Annotated in this window: 17 protein-coding genes and 3 pseudogenes; 11 read left to right on the forward strand and 9 right to left on the reverse strand. The window is 66.6% G+C overall.

Annotation, left to right across the window (positions count from 1 at the left end; translation table 11 throughout):
• Positions 1-79: 79 nt before the first annotated feature.
• Positions 80-397 carry a hypothetical protein gene (locus tag DBO33_RS36810; RefSeq protein WP_107659151.1) on the forward strand — a complete coding sequence of 106 codons (318 nt, stop codon included), beginning with the start codon at positions 80-82 and terminating at the stop codon, positions 395-397.
• 181 nt (positions 398-578) lie between these two features.
• Positions 579-2438 carry a lipase family protein gene (locus DBO33_RS36815; protein WP_107659152.1) on the forward strand — a complete coding sequence of 620 codons (1860 nt, stop codon included), beginning with the start codon at positions 579-581 and terminating at the stop codon, positions 2436-2438.
• 168 nt (positions 2439-2606) lie between these two features.
• Here DBO33_RS36815 and DBO33_RS36820 read toward each other — a convergent pair whose 3' ends face one another.
• Together DBO33_RS36820 and DBO33_RS36825 are read right to left on the reverse strand one after the other, a co-directional pair.
• A complete protein-coding gene (locus DBO33_RS36820; RefSeq protein WP_107659153.1) occupies positions 2607-3182 on the reverse strand; it encodes an NADPH-dependent FMN reductase in 576 nt (191 codons plus the stop codon).
• A 108-nt stretch (positions 3183-3290) separates the two neighbouring features.
• Complete coding sequence (locus DBO33_RS36825; RefSeq protein WP_107659154.1) at positions 3291-3872, reverse strand: TetR/AcrR family transcriptional regulator; 582 nt, start codon at positions 3870-3872, stop codon at positions 3291-3293.
• Between the two features lie 231 nt (positions 3873-4103).
• Between DBO33_RS36825 and DBO33_RS36830 the strand changes: the two genes are divergently transcribed.
• Both DBO33_RS36830 and DBO33_RS36835 read left to right on the forward strand, forming a co-directional pair.
• Positions 4104-4502 carry a VOC family protein gene (locus DBO33_RS36830; RefSeq protein ID WP_107659155.1) on the forward strand — a complete coding sequence of 133 codons (399 nt, stop codon included), beginning with the start codon at positions 4104-4106 and terminating at the stop codon, positions 4500-4502.
• Positions 4503-4539: 37 nt separating this feature from the next.
• Positions 4540-4923, forward strand: coding sequence for a VOC family protein (locus DBO33_RS36835; protein WP_107659156.1), 384 nt, complete (start codon positions 4540-4542; stop codon positions 4921-4923).
• Positions 4924-5180: 257 nt separating this feature from the next.
• Here the strand turns inward: DBO33_RS36835 and DBO33_RS43700 are convergent, their stop codons facing one another.
• From DBO33_RS43700 to DBO33_RS36855, 4 genes are all read right to left on the reverse strand, one after another.
• Positions 5181-5408, reverse strand: coding sequence for a hypothetical protein (locus DBO33_RS43700; protein ID WP_199856867.1), 228 nt, complete (start codon positions 5406-5408; stop codon positions 5181-5183).
• A gap of 134 nt (positions 5409-5542) precedes the next feature.
• Positions 5543-6622 (reverse strand): redox-regulated ATPase YchF, encoded by a 1080-nt coding sequence (gene ychF / locus DBO33_RS36845; protein ID WP_107659157.1) that lies wholly within the window; start codon positions 6620-6622, stop codon positions 5543-5545.
• 168 nt (positions 6623-6790) lie between these two features.
• A complete protein-coding gene (locus tag DBO33_RS36850; RefSeq protein WP_107660911.1) occupies positions 6791-7714 on the reverse strand; it encodes a quinone oxidoreductase family protein in 924 nt (307 codons plus the stop codon).
• A 331-nt stretch (positions 7715-8045) separates the two neighbouring features.
• The gene (locus DBO33_RS36855; RefSeq protein WP_107659158.1) at positions 8046-8639 is read right to left on the reverse strand and encodes a TetR/AcrR family transcriptional regulator; all 594 of its coding nucleotides are present in this window, start codon (positions 8637-8639) and stop codon (positions 8046-8048) included.
• Positions 8640-8715: 76 nt separating this feature from the next.
• Here DBO33_RS36855 and DBO33_RS36860 point away from each other — a divergent pair, with 76 nt between their 5' ends.
• From DBO33_RS36860 to DBO33_RS36870, 3 genes are read left to right on the forward strand one after another with little or no spacing between them, the layout of a single operon-like run.
• Positions 8716-9348, forward strand: coding sequence for an NAD(P)-dependent oxidoreductase (locus tag DBO33_RS36860; RefSeq protein ID WP_107659159.1), 633 nt, complete (start codon positions 8716-8718; stop codon positions 9346-9348).
• A 40-nt stretch (positions 9349-9388) separates the two neighbouring features.
• A complete protein-coding gene (locus tag DBO33_RS36865) occupies positions 9389-10231 on the forward strand; it encodes a helix-turn-helix domain-containing protein (RefSeq protein ID WP_107659160.1) in 843 nt (280 codons plus the stop codon).
• A 4-nt stretch (positions 10232-10235) separates the two neighbouring features.
• Complete coding sequence (locus tag DBO33_RS36870) at positions 10236-10658, forward strand: VOC family protein (protein WP_107659161.1); 423 nt, start codon at positions 10236-10238, stop codon at positions 10656-10658.
• 95 nt (positions 10659-10753) lie between these two features.
• On the opposite strand, the gene DBO33_RS36875 is transcribed toward DBO33_RS36870, so the two are convergent.
• From DBO33_RS36875 to DBO33_RS36885, 3 genes and pseudogenes are all read right to left on the reverse strand, one after another.
• Positions 10754-11575, reverse strand: coding sequence for a carbohydrate ABC transporter permease (locus tag DBO33_RS36875; RefSeq protein ID WP_107660912.1), 822 nt, complete (start codon positions 11573-11575; stop codon positions 10754-10756).
• Between the two features lie 23 nt (positions 11576-11598).
• Positions 11599-12491 (reverse strand): annotated as a pseudogene (locus tag DBO33_RS36880) (carbohydrate ABC transporter permease).
• A gap of 68 nt (positions 12492-12559) precedes the next feature.
• Positions 12560-13843 carry an ABC transporter substrate-binding protein gene (locus tag DBO33_RS36885; RefSeq protein ID WP_234391247.1) on the reverse strand — a complete coding sequence of 428 codons (1284 nt, stop codon included), beginning with the start codon at positions 13841-13843 and terminating at the stop codon, positions 12560-12562.
• Between the two features lie 369 nt (positions 13844-14212).
• Here DBO33_RS36885 and DBO33_RS36890 point away from each other — a divergent pair, with 369 nt between their 5' ends.
• From DBO33_RS36890 to DBO33_RS44845, 4 genes and pseudogenes are all read left to right on the forward strand, one after another.
• Positions 14213-16507: a carbon starvation CstA family protein gene (locus DBO33_RS36890; RefSeq protein ID WP_107659162.1), complete on the forward strand. Its 2295-nt coding sequence runs from the start codon at positions 14213-14215 to the stop codon at positions 16505-16507.
• Between the two features lie 80 nt (positions 16508-16587).
• Complete coding sequence (locus DBO33_RS43705) at positions 16588-16767, forward strand: YbdD/YjiX family protein (RefSeq protein WP_107660914.1); 180 nt, start codon at positions 16588-16590, stop codon at positions 16765-16767.
• A 161-nt stretch (positions 16768-16928) separates the two neighbouring features.
• A pseudogene (locus DBO33_RS36900) lies at positions 16929-18543 on the forward strand (DNA-3-methyladenine glycosylase 2 family protein).
• 311 nt (positions 18544-18854) lie between these two features.
• A pseudogene (locus DBO33_RS44845) lies at positions 18855-19112 on the forward strand (methylated-DNA--[protein]-cysteine S-methyltransferase); the annotation flags it as partial.
• Positions 19113-19114 lie beyond the last annotated feature (2 nt).

A 19114-nucleotide genomic window follows, 5' to 3' on the forward strand; every position in this document is an offset into this window, starting at 1 on the left:
AGCACAATGTGTTCCGTGCCTTTGCCGGTCACCGCGGCGACACCGCGCTAGGCTCGGCGGCTGGGTCGGACCCGACGTCTTGGGAGGCGCTTCGATTCACACGAAACAACACGCATGGTGGGACAACTACCTCGTCGCCCTGTTGGGGCTCGTCCTCGCGGCCGGATTCGCCATCGCGGCGATCGGCGCAGCCTCCGGTGGGGCCTATCCGGTAGCGATCGGGCTCGCGGCGCTGGCGGTCCCCTTCGCGATTCCCACCATCGTTCAAGTGCTCGGCGAATTGTTCATCTACCTGCTGATTCCGGTCGCATTGGTCGGATTCGTACTGTTCCTCCCGGTTCTCGCCGTCAGCCCGGCGGCGCGCAAGTGGGCGCGACGGCGGTGGCGAGACCGCTGAAGCCACCGGCCGACGAAGATCACATCGACCGTTCGTCAGCCGTCCGTAGAGTTGTCGGCATCCAGCTTTTTGCCGCGTAACCGAAGGACGGAGGCCGCGGTGTGAGCGAGCGTCAGCGAGTGAACCATGGGCACAGTGCGCCCTCGCGCACGGCGGAGCCGAGCGTCAGCGAGGCGCAGCCGTGAGCGAGCTTCAGGGTGACGGAGTGGTGACCGGCAAAGGCCGGACCTGGGACGTACGCGGTATCGCGTGGTGGCTGCCCGGGCTGGCTGTGATCGTGTCGGGTGTACTGCTGTACTCGCCCTTCGGTGTCTCGCTCATCGAAGGACGGGTCGTTGTCGCGGCTGCGATGCTGATGCTCGGTGGGTCGGCGGCCGCGCGGTGGTGGTGGGCGCGGGCCGACAATCGGCTGCCGGACCACCAGTCCACCGGATCCATGCGCGCTGAACGGTTGCTGGGCGTCGAGGCGCTGGTTGCCATCGGGTTCGGTGCGCTTGGTATCGCTGCATTGACCATGTCGGTGTCGACGTCATTGCTCTGGGTCGGGGCGTGCTGGATCGGGCTCGGCGTCTGCGGGCTGGCGGCCGGTGCGCGCCGCGATGATGTGCTCGTCGCCTCCGCGGCTTTCGCCGGCTGGCAGGTGCTCGCCGGCGTCATCCTCGCGACGCTCCCGTTTCGTACCGGCCTGGATTTCACCGCGTGGACCATCATCACGCTGTTGATCACCGGCGCGGCGATGGTGGTCCGCGGTGTCCGACTGACTGCTCCACTGCCCCGCGCGAGCACGCTGCGCTGGTGGCGGCCGGCCGCGGTGAGCGTGCAGCTGATCGTGCTCGCGGTGGCGGTCGGCTGGTACGGAACGGTCGTCACCCAAGCCGCGCGACAGGACGCGGAGCAAACTCGGCTGGATGCGTTCTATCAAGTGCCGCAAGGCATCACACCCGGTCCGCCGGGCACCGTGATCCGTTCGGCCCCGATGTCGCTACCCGGCGTGAACGGCCACGGCCAGCGCATCCTCTATTGGTCGCAGGACCGGCACGGCACCCCGACGGTGTCCTCCGGCATGGTCTGGACGCCACTCACCGACGGCACCGATCGCCCCATCCTGAACTTCGCGCACGGCACCGTCAGCCTCGGCGCCGAATGCGCGCCGAGCAGACAATCGCAGATCGCCTCGTCGATGCCCTGGCTGAACGACGCGCTGAGCCGCGGCTGGGTGGTCACCGCCAGCGACTACGCCGGCGCCGCGGGCACCGGCGACGGCGAGCACTACCTCGTCGCCACCGACCAGGGCCGCGACGCCGTGAACGCCGCCCGCGCCGCCCGCAACCTCCCCGAGGCGCACGCGGGCACCGACATGTTGATCTACGGCGTTTCGCAAGGTGGCCTCATCTCCCTGGCCGCCGCCGCCCAAACGCCCACTTACGCACCCGAACTCCACCTGGTCGCCGACGCCGCCACCGCTCCCGCCTCCGATATCGCCGGCATCCTCCGCGAGAATCCACCCCAACTCCTCAATGGCTGGGCCGTCACCCCCTTCCTCACCACCCAGTACGCCAAGGCCTACCCCCACCTCGACCCCAACGCACTCCTCACCCCGCAGGCCGCCGCACGCAACCAGGAAATGGCGGCAGCCGGTTGCGCCGCAACACCTTTCGCGGCACTGTTCGCCCGCCTCACCGTCGTCCCCGGCATGGGCGACTACTTCAACGGCGACCCACTCGCCGACCCCGCCTGGCGCCGCGCCTTCGAAGAAAACCGCGCCCCCGACATGCCTCCCGGCATCCCCGTCTACCTGGCCCAAGGCCTCGACGACACCCTCGTCCCCCCGAAATTCACCGCCGCCCTCGTCGACCGCTACTGCACCGCAGGCACCCCCGTGACCACCCAGTGGAACCCCGGCGTCGGCCACGACAACGCCAACGAAAAAGCCGTCGCCCCCCGCGTCATCCAATGGTTCGCCGACCACCTCACCAACGCCCCCACCCCCAACAACTGCGGCCAACCCCTACCCCCCACCCTCACCAGCACGGGTCACTAGCCAGACTCGACCGGCGCTGCCTCGGCCCGCGCTGGAGTGGATGCCGGCGACCTGAGCCGGATCGTCAGTGAGCGCGGTGAACCACGCTGTGGCGCAGTGCTTCCCCGTGCCGGTGTGGCCTGCATCCGCCGCAAGGATCACCCGGGCCCGCACCGCGCCACGCGCTGATCAGGCCACGTAGGGGCGTTCGGCGCGGGCCGAACGGAGGGCAGTTCCCCACCAGATGAGTTGGTCGAGGAGTTGGTCGGCAGCCGCGGCCGAGGGCTTCAGGTCCGTGGGTTTGCCTGTCGTGTCGAAGACTTGGGCGGCGCCGTGGAAGCTAACCGTATCGCGCACGGTGACGGCATGGAGTTCGGCGAACACGTGGCGGAGGTGCTCGACGGCACGTAGTCCGCCGGAAACGCCTCCGTAGCAGACGAATCCGATCGGCTTGGCCTGCCACTGGGTGTAGTGATCATCGATCGCGCTTTTGAGGGGCGCCGGGTAGCTGTGGTTGTACTCGGGTGTCACGATGACGAACCCGTCGGCGGCAGCCAGTCGGGCACCGACGGTCTGCGATGCGCGAGTGCCCGTGGAGTCCGATGCATGTTGGGGCAGTTCGTCTTCCGCCAAATCGATGAGATCGATCGCGATATCGGCACGTGGTTCGGCGTGTTCGACGAACCAGTTGGCGACCGTGGGACCGAAGCGCCCCGGCCGGGTACTTCCCACGATCACTGCGAGCTGAACCGGATTCTCCGTCATGACAATTCCTTTCGACGTGTGCAGGTGACGACTGCAAGCGTCGAACATCAACAATGGTTCAGGTCAAGTCGGCGCGTCGGCGACTGATCACACACCGGGTTCAGCCGGCTACCGGGGCAGGCAGCGAAGGAGCAGATCACGGATCTGGTCGCGGGTCGGGGGCTCCGTAGTTGCCATGCCGCGCAACGTAATTCCCTGCGCCGTATCGGCAAGCAGGGTGGCGGTGAGCTGATCGGTGTAATGGGCATACATCGTTCGAGTCGCTCCGATGAAGCGGTCGGCGATCGGCCGCAGCGTGGGGCGTCGAATAGCCGCGACGTATAGCTCGAGCTGAACAGTCGTAATGGTGCGTTCGGTGGTGAAGCATCCGATGAGCGCGTCCGCCGTCTGGTCGATGACATCGGCGATCGTCAGGTCGGGATGGCTCGCCGGGATGGCCGCCATGATCGCGGCATAGTCGGCCACGCAGATTTCCAGCGCCGCTTGGAGCAGGTCTTCCTTGTCCTTGTAGTGGTACGTGGTGCCCGCGATCGGAACATCCGCCGCCTCGGCGACGGCCCGGTGCGTGAGCCCCTCCACACCGCGTTCGCCGATGACCTGGATCGCGGCTTCCGCAATGCGCCGGCGGCGGTTCGGATCGAACCGCCGTCGCCGGACAGGTTTGGCCTGGACGGCTGGTTCGTCGGCCACTGCGCCTCCATCAGAGCTGTTTCCGCGGGTAGATGCCCTCCAGGGTACATATGTACCTAATGCGAGACGCGTCACAACCCACTGTCGCACCGCCGCGTCTTAAGGTACAAATGTACTCAGTGCGATTTGCTCGACATTCGCCCAGCGGTACGAGCACCCTGATGATGCCGCCTTTCGCAACCAGCCCTTCCGCACAACTCAGCGACGCACGGAAAGCGATGGTCAACAACCATGACGAACACCGCCCCACCCACCGGCACGGTCTCCTCGTACGCGTTTTGGGCCGACGACGGCCGCGCCCTCGCCGAGTTCTACGCAGCGGCACTGGGCTGGCAACTCACCCAAGAATTCCCCGACGAGAACGGTGTCCCCACCGCCTTCATGATCACCGACGGCACCACCACCTACGTCTTCTACACCGCCGCAAAGTTCACCGCCCCGAACTGGCCCGCCGACGAACTGCCCTTCCACCTCGACCTCGCCTTCCCCGACGTCGCAGCAGCCGAGCAACGACTCCTCGCCCTCGGCGCAACCAAACCCGACCACCAGCCCGGCGGCGAAAACTGGACCGTCCTACTCGACCCCTCCGGTCAACCGTTCTGCCTCAGCCAGCCATGGACCGGCGCCTGACGTCACCCGAAATCCCAACTAACAGAAGGAGTTCCCCATGAAAGCCACCGGCATAGCCCCCTGCTTAGGCGTCGCAGACACCACCGCGTCCGTCGCCTTCTACGAAAGCCTCGGCTTCGAAGCCGTCCCCGGCAGCGACAACCCCGAAGACGACATCCGCATGCTCACCTGGCAAGGCAACTTCGCCTGCATGGTCTACAACGCAGACAACCTGCGCCAATGGCTCCCCCAACTCGCAAACTTCCCCACCGGAGCCTTCGGCATGTTCTACCTCTCCGTCAAAGACCACGAGGCGTACACCACCAAAATCCGCCCCCTCGTCAACGTCATCAAAGAACACACCGAACACGGCATGAAACTGTTCTACTTCCAAGATCCCGACGGCTACATCATCGGCGTATCCGAAGAACGCGAATGGTGATCTCGCCTTACTCTCGCCGGTCATGCTTTGCCTCAGCGATCACCGTTACATGGGACGAAGAATAGGATCGATCCGGTTCAGCATGCTGACCAGATCGCTTGCCCCCCGACGGATTTGGGCGTCCGGGTCGCGGGTCAACGTCGAGCAGATCCGCACCGCAGCGTCTCGTTCGTCGGCAAACACGCCGTACACATCGTTCAACGCCGACCCGATCCACTCGGACTGAGTGCCATCCGCGCCGGCGAACGAGGCGGCAACTACCTCAAGCCCCACACATCTTTCCGGCGCAGCAACGCCTCCGCCGTGACAAGGGTTACGAACGTGTCCTCGGCATCCAGTACAAGCGAAGCCAAAACCGCTCGCGCATCAGGCATTTCAGCAAATGCGGCCAGACCATAACCAGCATCGGCCCGGTCGCGAACATCAGCGCTACGCGCAAGCTCGATCAACGCGGCTACCACAGCAGCCCTCGCCTGGTTGCTCATGCCGCCTCCGCAAACATTCGAGTCCCGGTCTGCTGACAGGGCGGCGGACCGGCACCCATGCACGGCCCGCAGCTACCCCGCGTGAGCTGCGAAGATCACCTAATCGGTACTTATTCTCCGGCTGTCGCGAAAAGCTAGACGTTGAAACGGAATTCGACTACGTCGCCGTCGTGCATGACGTAGTCCTTGCCTTCCATCCGAACCTTGCCCGCCGACTTGGCGGCGGCCATGGATCCTGCTTCGACGAGATCGGTGAAGGCCACTACTTCGGCTTTGATGAAACCGCGTTCGAAGTCGGTGTGGATGACGCCTGCGGCTTTGGGGGCGGTGTCGCCCTGGTGGATTGTCCAGGCGCGGGACTCTTTCGGGCCTGCGGTGAGGTAGGTCTGCAGGCCGAGGGTGTGGAAGCCGGCCCGGGCGAGGGCGTGCAGACCGGGTTCGGTCTGGCCGATGGATTCGAGGAGTTCGAGGGCGGATTCGTCGTCGAGTTCGAGCAGTTCGGCCTCGACCTTGGCGTCGAGGAAGACCGCATCGGCCGGTGCGACAGAGGCTTTGAGCTCGGCGACCTTCGCCTCGTCGGTGAGCACGGACTCGTCGGCGTTGAAGACGTAGAGGAAGGGCTTGGTGGTGAGCAGCGAAAGTTCTTTGAGCAGTTCGCTATCCACCTTGTTGCCCGCGGCGAACAGGGTGGTGCCGTTGTTCAGGAGTTCCTGCGCGGCTTTGGCGGCCTCGGCGACCGGCTTGCGGTCCTTCTTGATCTTGGCTTCCTTCTCCAACCGCACGACCGCCTTCTCCAGGGTCTGCAGGTCGGCGAGGATGAGCTCGGTCTCGATCACCTCGATGTCGGCGGCGGGATCGACCCGGCCGTCCACGTGCACCACGTCGTCGTCGGCGAATACACGCACCACCTGGCAGATGGCGTCGGCCTCGCGGATGTTGGCGAGGAACTTGTTGCCGAGACCGGCGCCCTCGGAGGCGCCCTTCACGATGCCCGCGATGTCGACGAACGATACGACGGCGGGCACGATCTTCTCGGAACCGAAGATCTCGGCCAGCGTGTTCAGCCGCGGGTCGGGCAGCGGGACCACGCCGACGTTCGGCTCGATGGTCGCGAACGGATAGTTCGCGGCCAGCACGTCGTTCTTGGTCAGCGCATTGAAAAGCGTCGACTTTCCGACGTTGGGCAGACCGACGATTCCAAGAGTGAGACTCACGAGGACGAGAGTCTACGCCGCAGCCCCGATCGCTTGCCCCGCGCGTCCCCGCAGCGCTCGACGAGTCTCACAGGCCGTCCACACCGTTCACAAGGCCGACATCCGTTGCGAACCGTGTGGCCGCCCTGTGAGATCAACTCAGCGCGGCCGGCGAGCGGGGTCAAGGTGTCAGGGGATGAGGACAACCTTGCCGAGGTTGACGCGCTCCTCGATCACCCGGTGCGCCTCAGCCGCCTCGTCGAGCGCGAACTCCGCGTGCACCGCGGGCCGAAGCTGCCCCGACGCGACGTACTGCCACAGCTCCTGCCGCCAGTGGTCGTACAGATCCGGCTGCCCCTTCGCGATGCGAGAGATCTGGAACCCGATCACCGACTTCGCACCGACCAGCAGGTCGTAAGCCTCGATCGTGCCGCCGCCGGAGCTGTAGGCGACCAGACGCCCGCCGGGTGCGACCGCCGCGACGGCAGGCCCGAGCAGCTCGCCACCGACCGCATCCAGCGCGTAGTCGACCGGCTCGCCCCACGACTCCTGCCCGTACTCGACCACCTCGTCCGCGCCGAGCCCGAGCACGAACTCCGCCTTGGCCCGATCCGAGACCGCACCGACCACCCGAGCCGCACCGCGTACCCGCGCGAGCTGCACCGCAAGATGCCCCACGCCACTGGCCGCCGCCGTGACGAGCGCCGACTCCCCTTCCTTCGGGCTCGCCGCTTCGAGCGCCCCGAGCGCGACCAAACCACTACGCACCAGCGCAACCGCGTCGACGGCGGACGCCCCGTCGGGAATCGGTGTCGCCATCGCCACCGCGAGCAGCGCGTAATCGGCGTACCCGTGCCCGAACACCAGCCCGGTCACCCGATACCCCGGCGCATATCCGGTGACGCCTTCGCCGACGGCCACCACCTCACCCGCAACCTCGCCACCCAGCGCGATCGGCTCGCGCTGTTCGCGCACCTTCCGCACCACCGGCAGGGTCACCCCGATCGCCTCGACCCGGACCAGCAGTTCGCCGGGCCCCGGCGTCGGCACCTCGGCCGACACGACCTCGAGCACCTCAGGACCACCGCTGTGCTCGTACTGGACCCGCCGCATGTACACCTCCAAGCTCGTGAGAAGACGCAACGGTAACCAGCCCCCGCTGTGCGCTCCTACTCGATTTCGGCCCCGAGTGCTCCATCTCACGGACTCGGCACAAGGGCTCCTACGCCGCAACAGCCGGGTTTCGGCTCCAGCTGATCCCGGCCACCTTCGCCAACCGACCCACCCGCGGGTAGCGACTCCGCCACGTCCCGGTCGCCGATCCGGACCGCCGACGAGCCGGTGCGGCGGTGTCGCAACGAGCCGGCACGGCGGCACGGCGGCACAGCGGCACGGCGGCACGGCAGTGCGGCAGTGCGGCAGTGCGGCAGTGCGGCGACGCGAATCAATCCGAAGCTTCGCCAGTTCCCAGTGCGCGCGTCAGAGTCCGCGCCAGACTCTCGGCGAGCCGATCCGGAGCAGGAGTCGCATCCGGCCCCGACTCGTAGAACCGCAGAAACGCCTGATGAAAACAGGCACCGTCGAGCAACGCGGCAACAGTGTCCACCTCGGCATCGGCATCGATCCGACCGAGTTCTCGCTCCGCCCCGAGGTATTCGGCGATGCCGGCGATGGCGTGACCGGGCCCGGCCCCATGCCTGCGCATGGCATCGCGGTGCACGGCCATGCGTTGCGGCTGCGCGAGCAACCCGCCGAGCAGCGGCAGCGACTGCTGATAGAAGCGCAACGCCGCACGAGCGATTGCCGCGAGATTGGCCGGCACCGTGGCGGTTCCGGGCTCGGGCCGGGCACCGACCGGATCGGGCATCCGATGCCGGAGGACATTGAGAATGAGGTCCTCTTTGTCGCTGAAGTGTTTGTAGAGGGCGGCCTCGGAATACCCTGCGGCCTTGGCGATTTCCTTGGTCGTGGCATGGACCACGCCGCGGGTACGCATGATCGTCGCCGCCGCGTCCAAGATCTGATCGCGAGTTCCCACGAGCCCTCCTCTTGACAAGTTAGTAAGCACTCACCATCCTAAGTTAGTAAGTACTCACCAACCTGAAGGACTGGACATGCGACTCACTATCTTCGGAGCAAGCGGCAATACGGGCAGTCGCCTGGTTCGGCAGGCACTCACCGCAGGGCACCAGGTCACCGCCGTGGTCCGCGGCGAACACAGCCTGCTCGACCATCCGCAACTGCGCCTCGTCGTCGCCGACGTGCTGAACCCCGCCGCCATCACGGCCGCGATCCAGGACGCCGACGCCGTGTTCGACACCATCGGAGCACGAGACCGCGGACCGACCTCGGTCTGCACCGACGCCGCGCTATCGATAAGCAAGGCAATGGAATCCGTCGGCGTCCAACGCCTGATCATCACCAGCAACAGCGCCGGAATCGCCGGACCGGGCGATGATTGGAGCACCCGCTTCGTAGTCAAACCCCTGATCCTGCGCCCGCTGCTGCGGCACAGCCTGGCGGATATGGCGGCAGCCGAGCAAGCGGTCCGGGACAGCTCCCTCGACTGGACGATCGTCCGCGCCCCGCAGCTGACCGACAACAAGGCCAAGAACGCCTATCGCAGCGCGATCGACCGCAACGTGACCTTCGGCTTCCGCATCACCCGCGAAGATCTGGCCACCGCCATGCTCGACTTCGCGGCCGACCCGCACACGATCCGCAAGCACGTCAACGTCGCCAACTGACCCGCTTGCGATAACCCTCGCGCGGCGTACCGTGACCTGCATGGAGCCGAGCACCGAGATGGTGACGGCGCGGCCGGCGCCCATGCTCGCGCCGTTCATCGATCACTACATGGGCTACCGCATGGTGGGGTACGCGGCGGGGCTGCACCGCGGTCTGCCGTCGGCGCACATGACGTTCATCGTCAGCATCGGCGCGTCCATTGATGTGGTCGCGCAGACGGATCCGAGCCAGTCACCGCAGGACTACCGCTGTTCGGTGAGCGGGTTGCAGGCCAGCTCGGCGCTCATCGCGCACGACGGCTACCAGGAGGGTGTCTCGATCGCGCTGACCCCGCTCGGTAGCCGCGCGCTGTTCGGTATGCCCGCCGCCGCACTCTGGGATACCTCGGTGGAATGCGCCGATGTGGTCGGTCCGGTAGGCCGCGAGCTGTGGGAACGGTTACAGGAACCGCTCGGCTGGCCGGAGCGTTTCGCCACCGTCGACCGGATCCTGACCCGCCTCGCCTACCCCGATCGTATGGTCGCGCCCGAGCTGGCGTGGGCGTGGCGGTTGGTCGTCGGGTCCGGCGGGGTACTGACCGTCGGCACGCTGGCCGAGGAGATCGGTTGGAGCAGACAGCATCTCGCGCGCCGATTCAACGACGAGTTCGGCTTGAGCCCGAAACTCGCGGCCCGCATCACCCGCTTCGAACGGGCGCGGCGGATGCTCGAGCGCACCCCGTCCTACATCACCATCGCGCAGGTGGCGGCCAGCTGCGGTTATTACGACCAGGCCCACCTGAATCGCGACTTCGCCGAGTTGGCCGGCACCAGCCCGACGAACTGGTTGAGCGAGGAGATTCCATCCGTCCAAGACAGCGACCGGTCCGCCGGACGACGCTGAACGCATGACAAATCCAGCATCTATCGAAACCGCCACCCGCACCGCCGTGTGGCCCACCTTGACCTTCCGCGACGCCCGGGCCATGTCCGCCTTCCTCGTCGAAGCCTTCGGCTTCGTGCAGACCGCGATGTACACCCGGGACGACGACCCGTCGATCGTCGAACACGCCGAACTGCGCTGGCCGCTCGGCGGTGGCGTGATGTTCGGCTCGGCGTGCAAGGACGAGAGCGAGTTCGGTAAGCGCGTGCCGGGCAACGACTCGACCTACGTCGTCTGCGAGGACCCGGACGCGCTGTTCGAGCGCGCCACCGCCGCCGGGGCCGAGGTACTGCGCGGCCTGCGCGACGAAGACTATGGTTCGCGCGGCTTCACGGTCCGCGACCCCGAGGGCAACCTCTGGAGCTTCGGCACCTACTGGGGCGAATAGCCCGGAACACTACGGCGAACAGTCGGGAGCACAGCGTAAGTTCACCTGGGGCCTATGGCCCAGCGGCGTTCAATACCGTTGGGCCGTAGTGATTTTCACCGACCACCGAGTCCGGACATGGCCATGCCGCGGATGAACGCGCGCTGGCCGATCCCGTACACCACCAGCAGCGGCAACAGAATGACCATCGAAGCAGCCATGAGGATCGGCCACTGCGTGTGATACTGCCCCTGCAGACGCACCAATCCCAGTGTGGCGGTGGCGATCTCATTGCGCTGAATCATGACCAGCGGCCACAGGAAATCGTTCCAGACGGTGATCCAGGTGAGCACGCCGAGCACCATCAGGGCAGGACGGGTGTGCGGCAACAGCACTCGCCAGTAGACCTGCCAGGTGGAGCAGCCATCGAGGATCGCAGCCTCCTCCAATTCCATTGGCAGCGTGGCGAAGAACTGCCGCATCAGATAGGTACCGAACGCACTGCCGAACAGCCCAGGCACGATCATCGCCCACGGCGTATCCACCCAGCCGAACGCACGCATCACCAGAAATTGCGGGATCACGGTGACGGTCAACGGCACCATGAGCGTGCCGAGGTAGGCAATGAACAACACCTCACGGCCGCGAAACCGCAAGCGCGCGAATGCGTAACCGGCCAGCGAGCAGAAGAACACCTGGCCCGCGGTGACACACACCGCATACACCGCGGTATTGACCAGCATCCGCCCGAGCGGCAGCAACTCGAACACCGTCCCGTAGTTGGACCACTGCGGGTCCGCAGGCAGCAGCGTCGGCTCGACGATCTCGCCGTCCCGCTTCAACGACCCGGACAACGCCCACAGCACCGGCGCCAACGCGCACCAAGCGATGCCGATCAGCACCGCGTAGATACCCGCACCACGAACCATCCGCCGCATGACCGCCTGCCGCGTGCCGGTCCTCACAGATCCACCGCGCCCCGCCGCGCAAACCGCAACTGCACCAGGGTAAGTACCAGCAGGATGGCAAAGATCACCCACGCCAACGCCGACGCGTACCCCACCTCATAGAACCCGAAGGCGTTCTGGAACAACATGATCCCCAGCAGATACGTCCCCGTTTCCGGCCCACCATTACTACCGGTGAGCGCGTACACCTGATCGAACGCCTGCACCGAGTTGATCACGGTGATCACGAAGACGAACGACAACGGCCCACGAATCAACGGCAGCGTGATCGCCGAAAACCGCCGCAGCGCACCGGCTCCATCGATCTTCGCCGCCTCGTACAGCGGCTCCGGCACCCCTTGCAGCGCGGCCAGCAGAATGACCGTCGCGAACGGCACCCCCTTCCACACGGTGACCACGCTNAGCTGAATGAAATGAAGACGGGTGCAAACGAGATCTAGTCCGTTCTGGGGGCCTCGGAGATGTTTATAAGAGACACCCCGAGTCCGATATTCAGCACCCCGTCCTCGGTGAAGATGAACCGCCACACCACCGCCATCGCCACCGTCGACGCGACCAGCGGCAGAAACGCCACCGTCCGAAAGACCCCGATACCCGCCAACTTCCGGTTCAACGCCGCCGCGATCGCCAACCCGAACAGCACCGTCGGCACCAGCGTCAGCACGGTGAACACCGCACTGTTGCGCAAGGCGATCAAGAACAACGGATCCGCCCCGAACAACCGCTGATAGTTCGCCACCCCCACGAACCGCATCGGCCGAAACAAGTCCCACGAATGAAAACTCAAATACAGCGAAAACCCCAGCGGAAACAGCAGAAACACCACCACCGCACCCACATTCGGCGCCACGAAAGCCCACCCCGCCCGCTCGCGCTTGCGTGCCAGCGTCCCGCGCGCGGTGAGTGGCACACCATGGTGACCCCTTCTCGCGATGCGCCGCAGCCATGTGCCACTCACGGAGCGTCCAGCAGCGCGTCGAGGTCGGCGGTGAACTCGCCGTCGAGAGAGTCGGCGGTGGCGGCACCGCGCAAGACGCGATTGCTACCACGTTCCAGCAGCGCGGAGACCTTGCCCCAGGCGGGCGTCACCGGCAACGGGCGGGAGTTGTCCGGCCCCTCGGTGAAGACCGCAAGGTTGCGGATCTCACGATGCGCGGCGGCGAAACCCGGCGAGTTCATCGCCGATTTCAACACCGGCACGAACAGTCCGGAGGCAGCGATGATGGCCTGCCCCACCGGCCCGGTCGCGAATTTGACGAACTCCCAAGCCTGTTCGATGCGCGGACTGCCCGCCGCGATGGCCAACCCGGTACTACCGACATCGGTGATCGCACCTGGCCCGCCCTGCGGCCCGACCGGCAACACGGTCACATCGATCGAAAGCCCCTCCTGCCCTGCGAATTCGGAATACAACCAATGCCCGCCGAGCACCATCGACGCCCGCCCGGCGCGGAACAGATCCGGTGCCGAAACCGACAGCTGATCAGCCACTTTCGGCGCCACCCGATGCCGCACCGCGAGGTCGGCGTAGAACTGGAAGCCCGCGGCGAACCGGGGATCCCCGAGGTTGGCCCTGGTCGGCGCCACCGACGGCGTGAACCACTCCGCGCCGTTGTTCATGCCGAAGCAGGCCGCCGAGTAGTACGGCACCCAGGCATCCGCGAAACCCCACTGCCGGTCCCGCGTGAGTGTGCGCGCGGCGTCCAGGAATTCGTCGAACGACCACGCGCCGCGCCAGCGAGTGGGCGGCGTCAGCCCGGCCGCGTCGAACAGCTCCCGGTTGTAATAGAGGAACACCCCGGACCACTGCTCGGGTAAGGCGTACTGCCCACCGGCATAGGTGAACGTGTCGTACAGCGCCGGATAACTGTCCGCGCGCAACCTTTCCGCATACTCGGGTTCCTCGGCCAGCAGTGTGCGCAGATCGAGCAGCACACCACGCTCGGCGAGCCCGGCGTAGAGCAGTTCCCACGCCATCACGACGTCGGGGCATTTGCCGCCCGCACAGTAGGTGAGCAGCTGCTGCTGCGGGTCCGGCCCGGACATGATGGTGCGAATCCTGATGTCCGGGTGCCGCTTCTGGAATTCCTGGATGATCGCCAGCCGCACCCGCGCCTCCTCCGGCCTGGCTTGGAAGAAGAAGGTCAGCGCGTCGTCGGCGGACCCGCACCCGGTCGCGGTCAGCAGCGGTGCGGCCAGCGCCGAGCCGAGCAGGGTGCGACGACGAACCGGTGACACGTTGCTCCTCCACGGCGGTGGATACGTGAACCTCGGCAAGGAACGGACCGATCGGCGAATGCCGGAGCCAGCATGGCAGCATACGGATGGCAACATCGCCGTGCGAGGGAACACGCCCACGCGCACGCGCGAACACCCGGAGATCGTGAACATCGGCCGACGGGCAGCTGACGCCCCCGCGGGCCACCCGTACCCGCCGCGTACCCGGATCGAGCCCGCTCGGAGAAACCCACAGAACGAGTCGTCGAGACTGCACGATCCGCGTCGCAATGTTCAGACTTCACTAAGTCCGGCTCATAGCCGCTTCAGTTCAGCTACGTTGTGAACGTTTCAGCAAGTCCAGCTCGATATCACGGGAGAGTAGTTCGCATGGCGACCATCGAATACCTCCGGACAGATCCCGACCTACCTCCCGTGGGTGTCGTGGACCGTTCGCCTATCACGCCTGTTAAAAAGGGAATCTTCGCCGGAATCGCGATAATCGGCGCGATCGCCTGGGCCATCATCGCCATCGCCCGCGGCGAGTCCGTCAACGCGGTCTGGATCGTGGTCGCGGCGGTGAGCACCTACGTGCTCGCCTACCAGTTCTATTCCAGGCTCATCGAATACAAGATCGTCAAACCACGCGACGACCAGGCCACACCGGCCGAGATCCTGGAAAACGGCAAGGACTACATGCCGATGGACCGGCGGGTGCTGTTCGGGCACCACTTCGCCGCCATCGCGGGCGCCGGCCCGCTCGTCGGCCCCGTCCTCGCCGCCCAGATGGGCTACCTGCCCGGCACGATCTGGATCGTGATCGGCGTCGTATTCGCCGGCGCGGTGCAGGACTACCTGGTGCTGTGGGCGTCGACCCGCCGCCGGGGCCGCAGTCTCGGGCAAATGGCCCGCGACGAGCTCGGCGCGATCGGCGGCGTGGCCGCGATCATCGCGGTGCTGGTGATCATGATGATCCTGCTCGCGGTGCTCGGCATCGTCGTGGTGAACGCGCTGGCCGCGACACCGGGCCCGGACGGGGTGCTGCACGGCGGCAGCCCGTGGGGCGTGTTCTCCATCGCGATGACCATCCCGATCGCCCTGTTCATGGGCGTGTACCTGCGCTTCCTGCGCCCCGGCGCGGTCGGCGAGGTCTCCCTCATCGGTTTCGCGCTGCTGATGCTGGCCATCATCTCCGGCAACTGGGTCGCCGGATCCGGGTGGGGCCAGGACTGGTTCACGCTGTCGGGTACCACCATCGCGTGGGGCCTGATCATCTACGGTTTCATCGCCTCGGTGCTGCCGGTCTGGCTGCTGCTCGCCCCGCGCGACTACCTGTCGACCTTCATGAAGATCGGCACCATCGTCCTGCTGGCGGTCGGCGTCCTGGTCACCATGCCCGTGCTGAAGGCGCCCGCCGTCTCGGAGTTCGCGTTCTCCGGTAACGGCCCGTCCTTCGCGGGCAGCCTGTTCCCATTCCTGTTCATCACCATCGCCTGCGGCGCGCTCTCCGGATTCCACTCGCTGGTCTCCTCCGGCACCACGCCCAAGCTGCTGGAGAAGCAGTCGCACGCCAGGATGATCGGCTATGGCGGCATGCTGATGGAATCGTTCGTCGCGGTGATGGCGATCATCACCGCGAGCATCATCGACCAGCACCTGTACTTCGCGATGAACGCGAGCGCAGGCCTCACCGGTGGCACCGCGGAGAAGGCGGCGGCCTACACCAATAGCCTTGGGCTGGCCGGAGATCCGATCACCGCGGCCGATTTGAACAAGGCGGCCTCCGACGTCGGCGAGACCAGCATCGTCTCGCGCACCGGTGGCGCGCCCACGCTCGCCGTCGGCATGTCCGAGGTGCTGCACCGATTCCTCGGCGGCACCGGGCTCAAGGCGTTCTGGTACCACTTCGCGATCATGTTCGAGGCGCTGTTCATCCTCACCACGATCGACGCGGGCACCCGGGTCGCGCGCTTCATGCTGTCGGACTCGCTCGGCAACTTCGGTGGGCCTGCCCGCAAGTTCAAGGATCCGTCCTGGCGGCCGGGTGCGTGGCTCTGCTCGGCGATCGTGGTCGCCGCGTGGGGTTCGGTATTGCTGATGGGTGTCACCGATCCGCTCGGCGGCATCTACACGCTGTATCCGCTGTTCGGCATCTCCAACCAGCTGCTCGCCGCGATCGCGCTGACCGTGGTGCTCACCATCGTGATCAAGAAGGGCCTGATCAAGTGGGCCTGGATTCCCGCGGTGCCACTATTCTGGGATCTGACGGTGACGATGACGGCGTCCTGGCAGAAGATCTTCTCCGCCGACCCGAAGATCGGATACTGGAAGCAGCACAGCAACTACAGCAACGCGCTGGACGCCGGGAAGATCTTGGCGCCCGCCAAGACGGTCGAAGACATGGAGAAGGTGGTGCGCAACACCTTCATCCAGGGCACCCTGTCGATCATCTTCGCGGTGCTGGTGCTGGTCGTGGCGATCGTCGGCGTGCTGGTCTGCGTGCGGGCCTGGCGCGCGGGCGGCGGGCCGAGCAGCGAGTCCGAGGACGAACCGTCGAAGATCTTCGCGCCGAAGGCCTTCTTCGCGACCTCGGCCGAGAAGGAGGTGCAACGGGAATGGGACGCCCTGATCGAATCAGGACAGGTCCGTGCACCCGGCGCCGCGCACACGAAGGCGACGCATTGACCGTGCAGGACGCCACGCGGGACGGCCGGTCGACTCGATCGGCCGTGCCGCGGCGCCTGCGCGATGCTGGAAACGCTTGCGTGACAGCGCTTCGCAAGGTTGTCTGGTATTTCGACTCGATTCTCGGCGGCCAAGACTACCGGCGGTATGTGGACCATCTGGCCCGCAACCATCCCGGTTGCGAGGTGCCGACGGAACGCGAGTACTGGCGGACACGGCACGCGGACGCGGACAACAATCCGACGAACCGCTGCTGTTGAGGCACGGCAGGGCGGTGCGATGAGGGTGCCGCTCTGCCCCGCCGACCGACGGGCCGAGCCGCGTACGCGCGGCTCGGCCCGTCCGCGTTCGGGTGTCCGTCGGAGGGGTGATGGCAGATTCCCGCTAGCGGAGGTTGTGCTCAGCTGACATTGTGGTTGGCGTGACGATCACGGCATTTGATTTCGACCTGTGCTATCGCGCGGTATCGACCAGGGACTCCCGCTTCGACGGACAGTTCTTCACCGCGGTGCGGACTACTGGAATCTATTGCCGCCCTTCCTGTCCGGCGATTACGCCGAAACGGGCAAACGTCTCGTTCTTACCGACCGCGGCGGCCGCACAGCAGGCAGGCTACCGGGCCTGCCGCCGTTGCCTGCCGGACGCTGCCCCCGGTTCCCCGCTCTGGAACACCCGCGCCGACCTCGCCGCGCGCGCCATGCGCTTGATCGGCGACGGCGTGATCGAACGCGGCGGCGTACCCGCGCTGGCCGCCACGCTCGGCTATTCGCAACGGCAGCTGACCAGGGTCTTGACCACCGAACTCGGTGCGGGCCCGCTGGCGCTGGCCCGCGCGCACCGGGCGCACACCGCGCGGCTGCTGATCCAGACGACGGCAATGCCCATGTCGGACATCGCGTTCGCGGCCGGATTCGCCAGTATCCGCCAGTTCAACGACACGGTGCGCGAGGTGTTCGCGGTCAGCCCGACCACGATGCGGGCCGAGGCGCACCGGGTGAAGTCGGGCTCCAACGGGCGCCCCGTGCCCGCCGTCAACGGGACGCTCAGCCTTCGGCTGCCCTACCGCGAGCCACTGGATAAAGCCTGGCTGGAGTGGTTTCTCTCGTCGCATGTGGCACCGGGCATGGAGCTGTGGGAGAACCGCGTCTACACCCGGAACCTGCGCACTCCGCACGGCCATGCGACCACACGGCTCAGCTTCCAGCGCGACCACGTGCGGGCCGAGCTGGCCCTGCACGACATGCGCGACCTGGCACCGACGGTCGCCCGGCTGCGGCACCTGCTCGACCTCGACGCTGATCCGATCGGCATCGACGAGGCGCTGGGTGTCGCTCCGGGACAGCGGGTTTCGGCGCCGGAACTGGCCGACCCGGACACCACTCGGTTGCCGGACGCGGGCGCGGGCTCACCACCGGACGCCGAGACCGCGCTCGAATCGGTCGAGGTGCGGCGGCCGGTCTTCTCCCCCGGCATCCGGGTACCGGGCTGCCTCGACGGGCCGGAACTGTTGCTGCGCACCATGATCGGGCAGCAGATCTCGGTGTCGGCGGCGGCCACGCACACAGCACGGCTGGTCGAAGCGCTCGGCGAGCGGGTCGAAGGCTCGATACCGCTGCTGTTCCCCACGCCTGCGGTGATCGCGGAGCGCGGCGCCGAGGTACTCACCGGGCCCACCCGGCGCATCCGCTCGATCATCGGGGCCGCCGAGGCGCTGGCCAGTGGCGACCTGGCGTTGCATCAGGGGCGTACCTCCGCCGATCTACGCCGCGACCTGCTCGCGCTGGACGGGGTGGGACCGTGGACCGCCGACTACGTGACCATGCGCCTGCTCGCCGACCCGGATGTACTGCTGAACACCGACCTGGTGGTCCGCCAGGGTGCCGCGGTGCTCGGCATCGACCTCACCGACACCGCGCGCTGGGCGCCGTGGCGGTCCTATCCTCTCCATGCACCTGTGGAAGGCGGCGCTGACCGATCGCGCCGACCGATCCAAGGCCGCCAAGTCCACCTCCTCGAAAGCGAGTGCCGAAGCATGAACGCCCCCACCGTTGTTCGCTCCACCCCGCGCCACATCGGTACCAGCACTGCGGATTTCGCGACCACGGACACGCCCATCGGACCGTTCACCGCCCTCGTCGACACCGACGGTATCGTGCTGGCCTCCGGGTGGACCGCCGACGCGGAGAACCTGCGCAGCCTCATCCATCCGACTTTGCGCCCGGCTGAACTGCGCCGACGCGACGCGCTCGGCGAGCTCACCCGAATCATCACCGATTATCACGCGGGCGATCTCACCGCGATCGACAGCGTCCCGGTCCGCCAGCACTCCGGCGAATTCCTGCTGCACGCTTGGGAAGTCCTGCGCAAGGTCCCCGCAGGCGCACCCATCACCTACACCGAATACGCCGCCATCTCCGGTCGCCCCGACGCCACCCGCGCCGCGGCCAACGCCTGCGCGCGCAACGCGGCCGCCCTGTTCATCCCGTGCCACCGCATCTTCCGCATCGGTGGTGCGCTCGGCGGTTTCCGGTGGGGACTGCCGATCAAGCGCTGGCTGCTCGATCACGAGGGTGAGTCGGAGTCTGCGCTGTTCGCCACCACGTGAGG

The sequence above is a fragment of the Nocardia suismassiliense genome, from assembly GCF_900269665.1.
Taxonomy (GTDB): Bacteria; Actinomycetota; Actinomycetes; order Mycobacteriales; family Mycobacteriaceae; genus Nocardia; species Nocardia suismassiliense.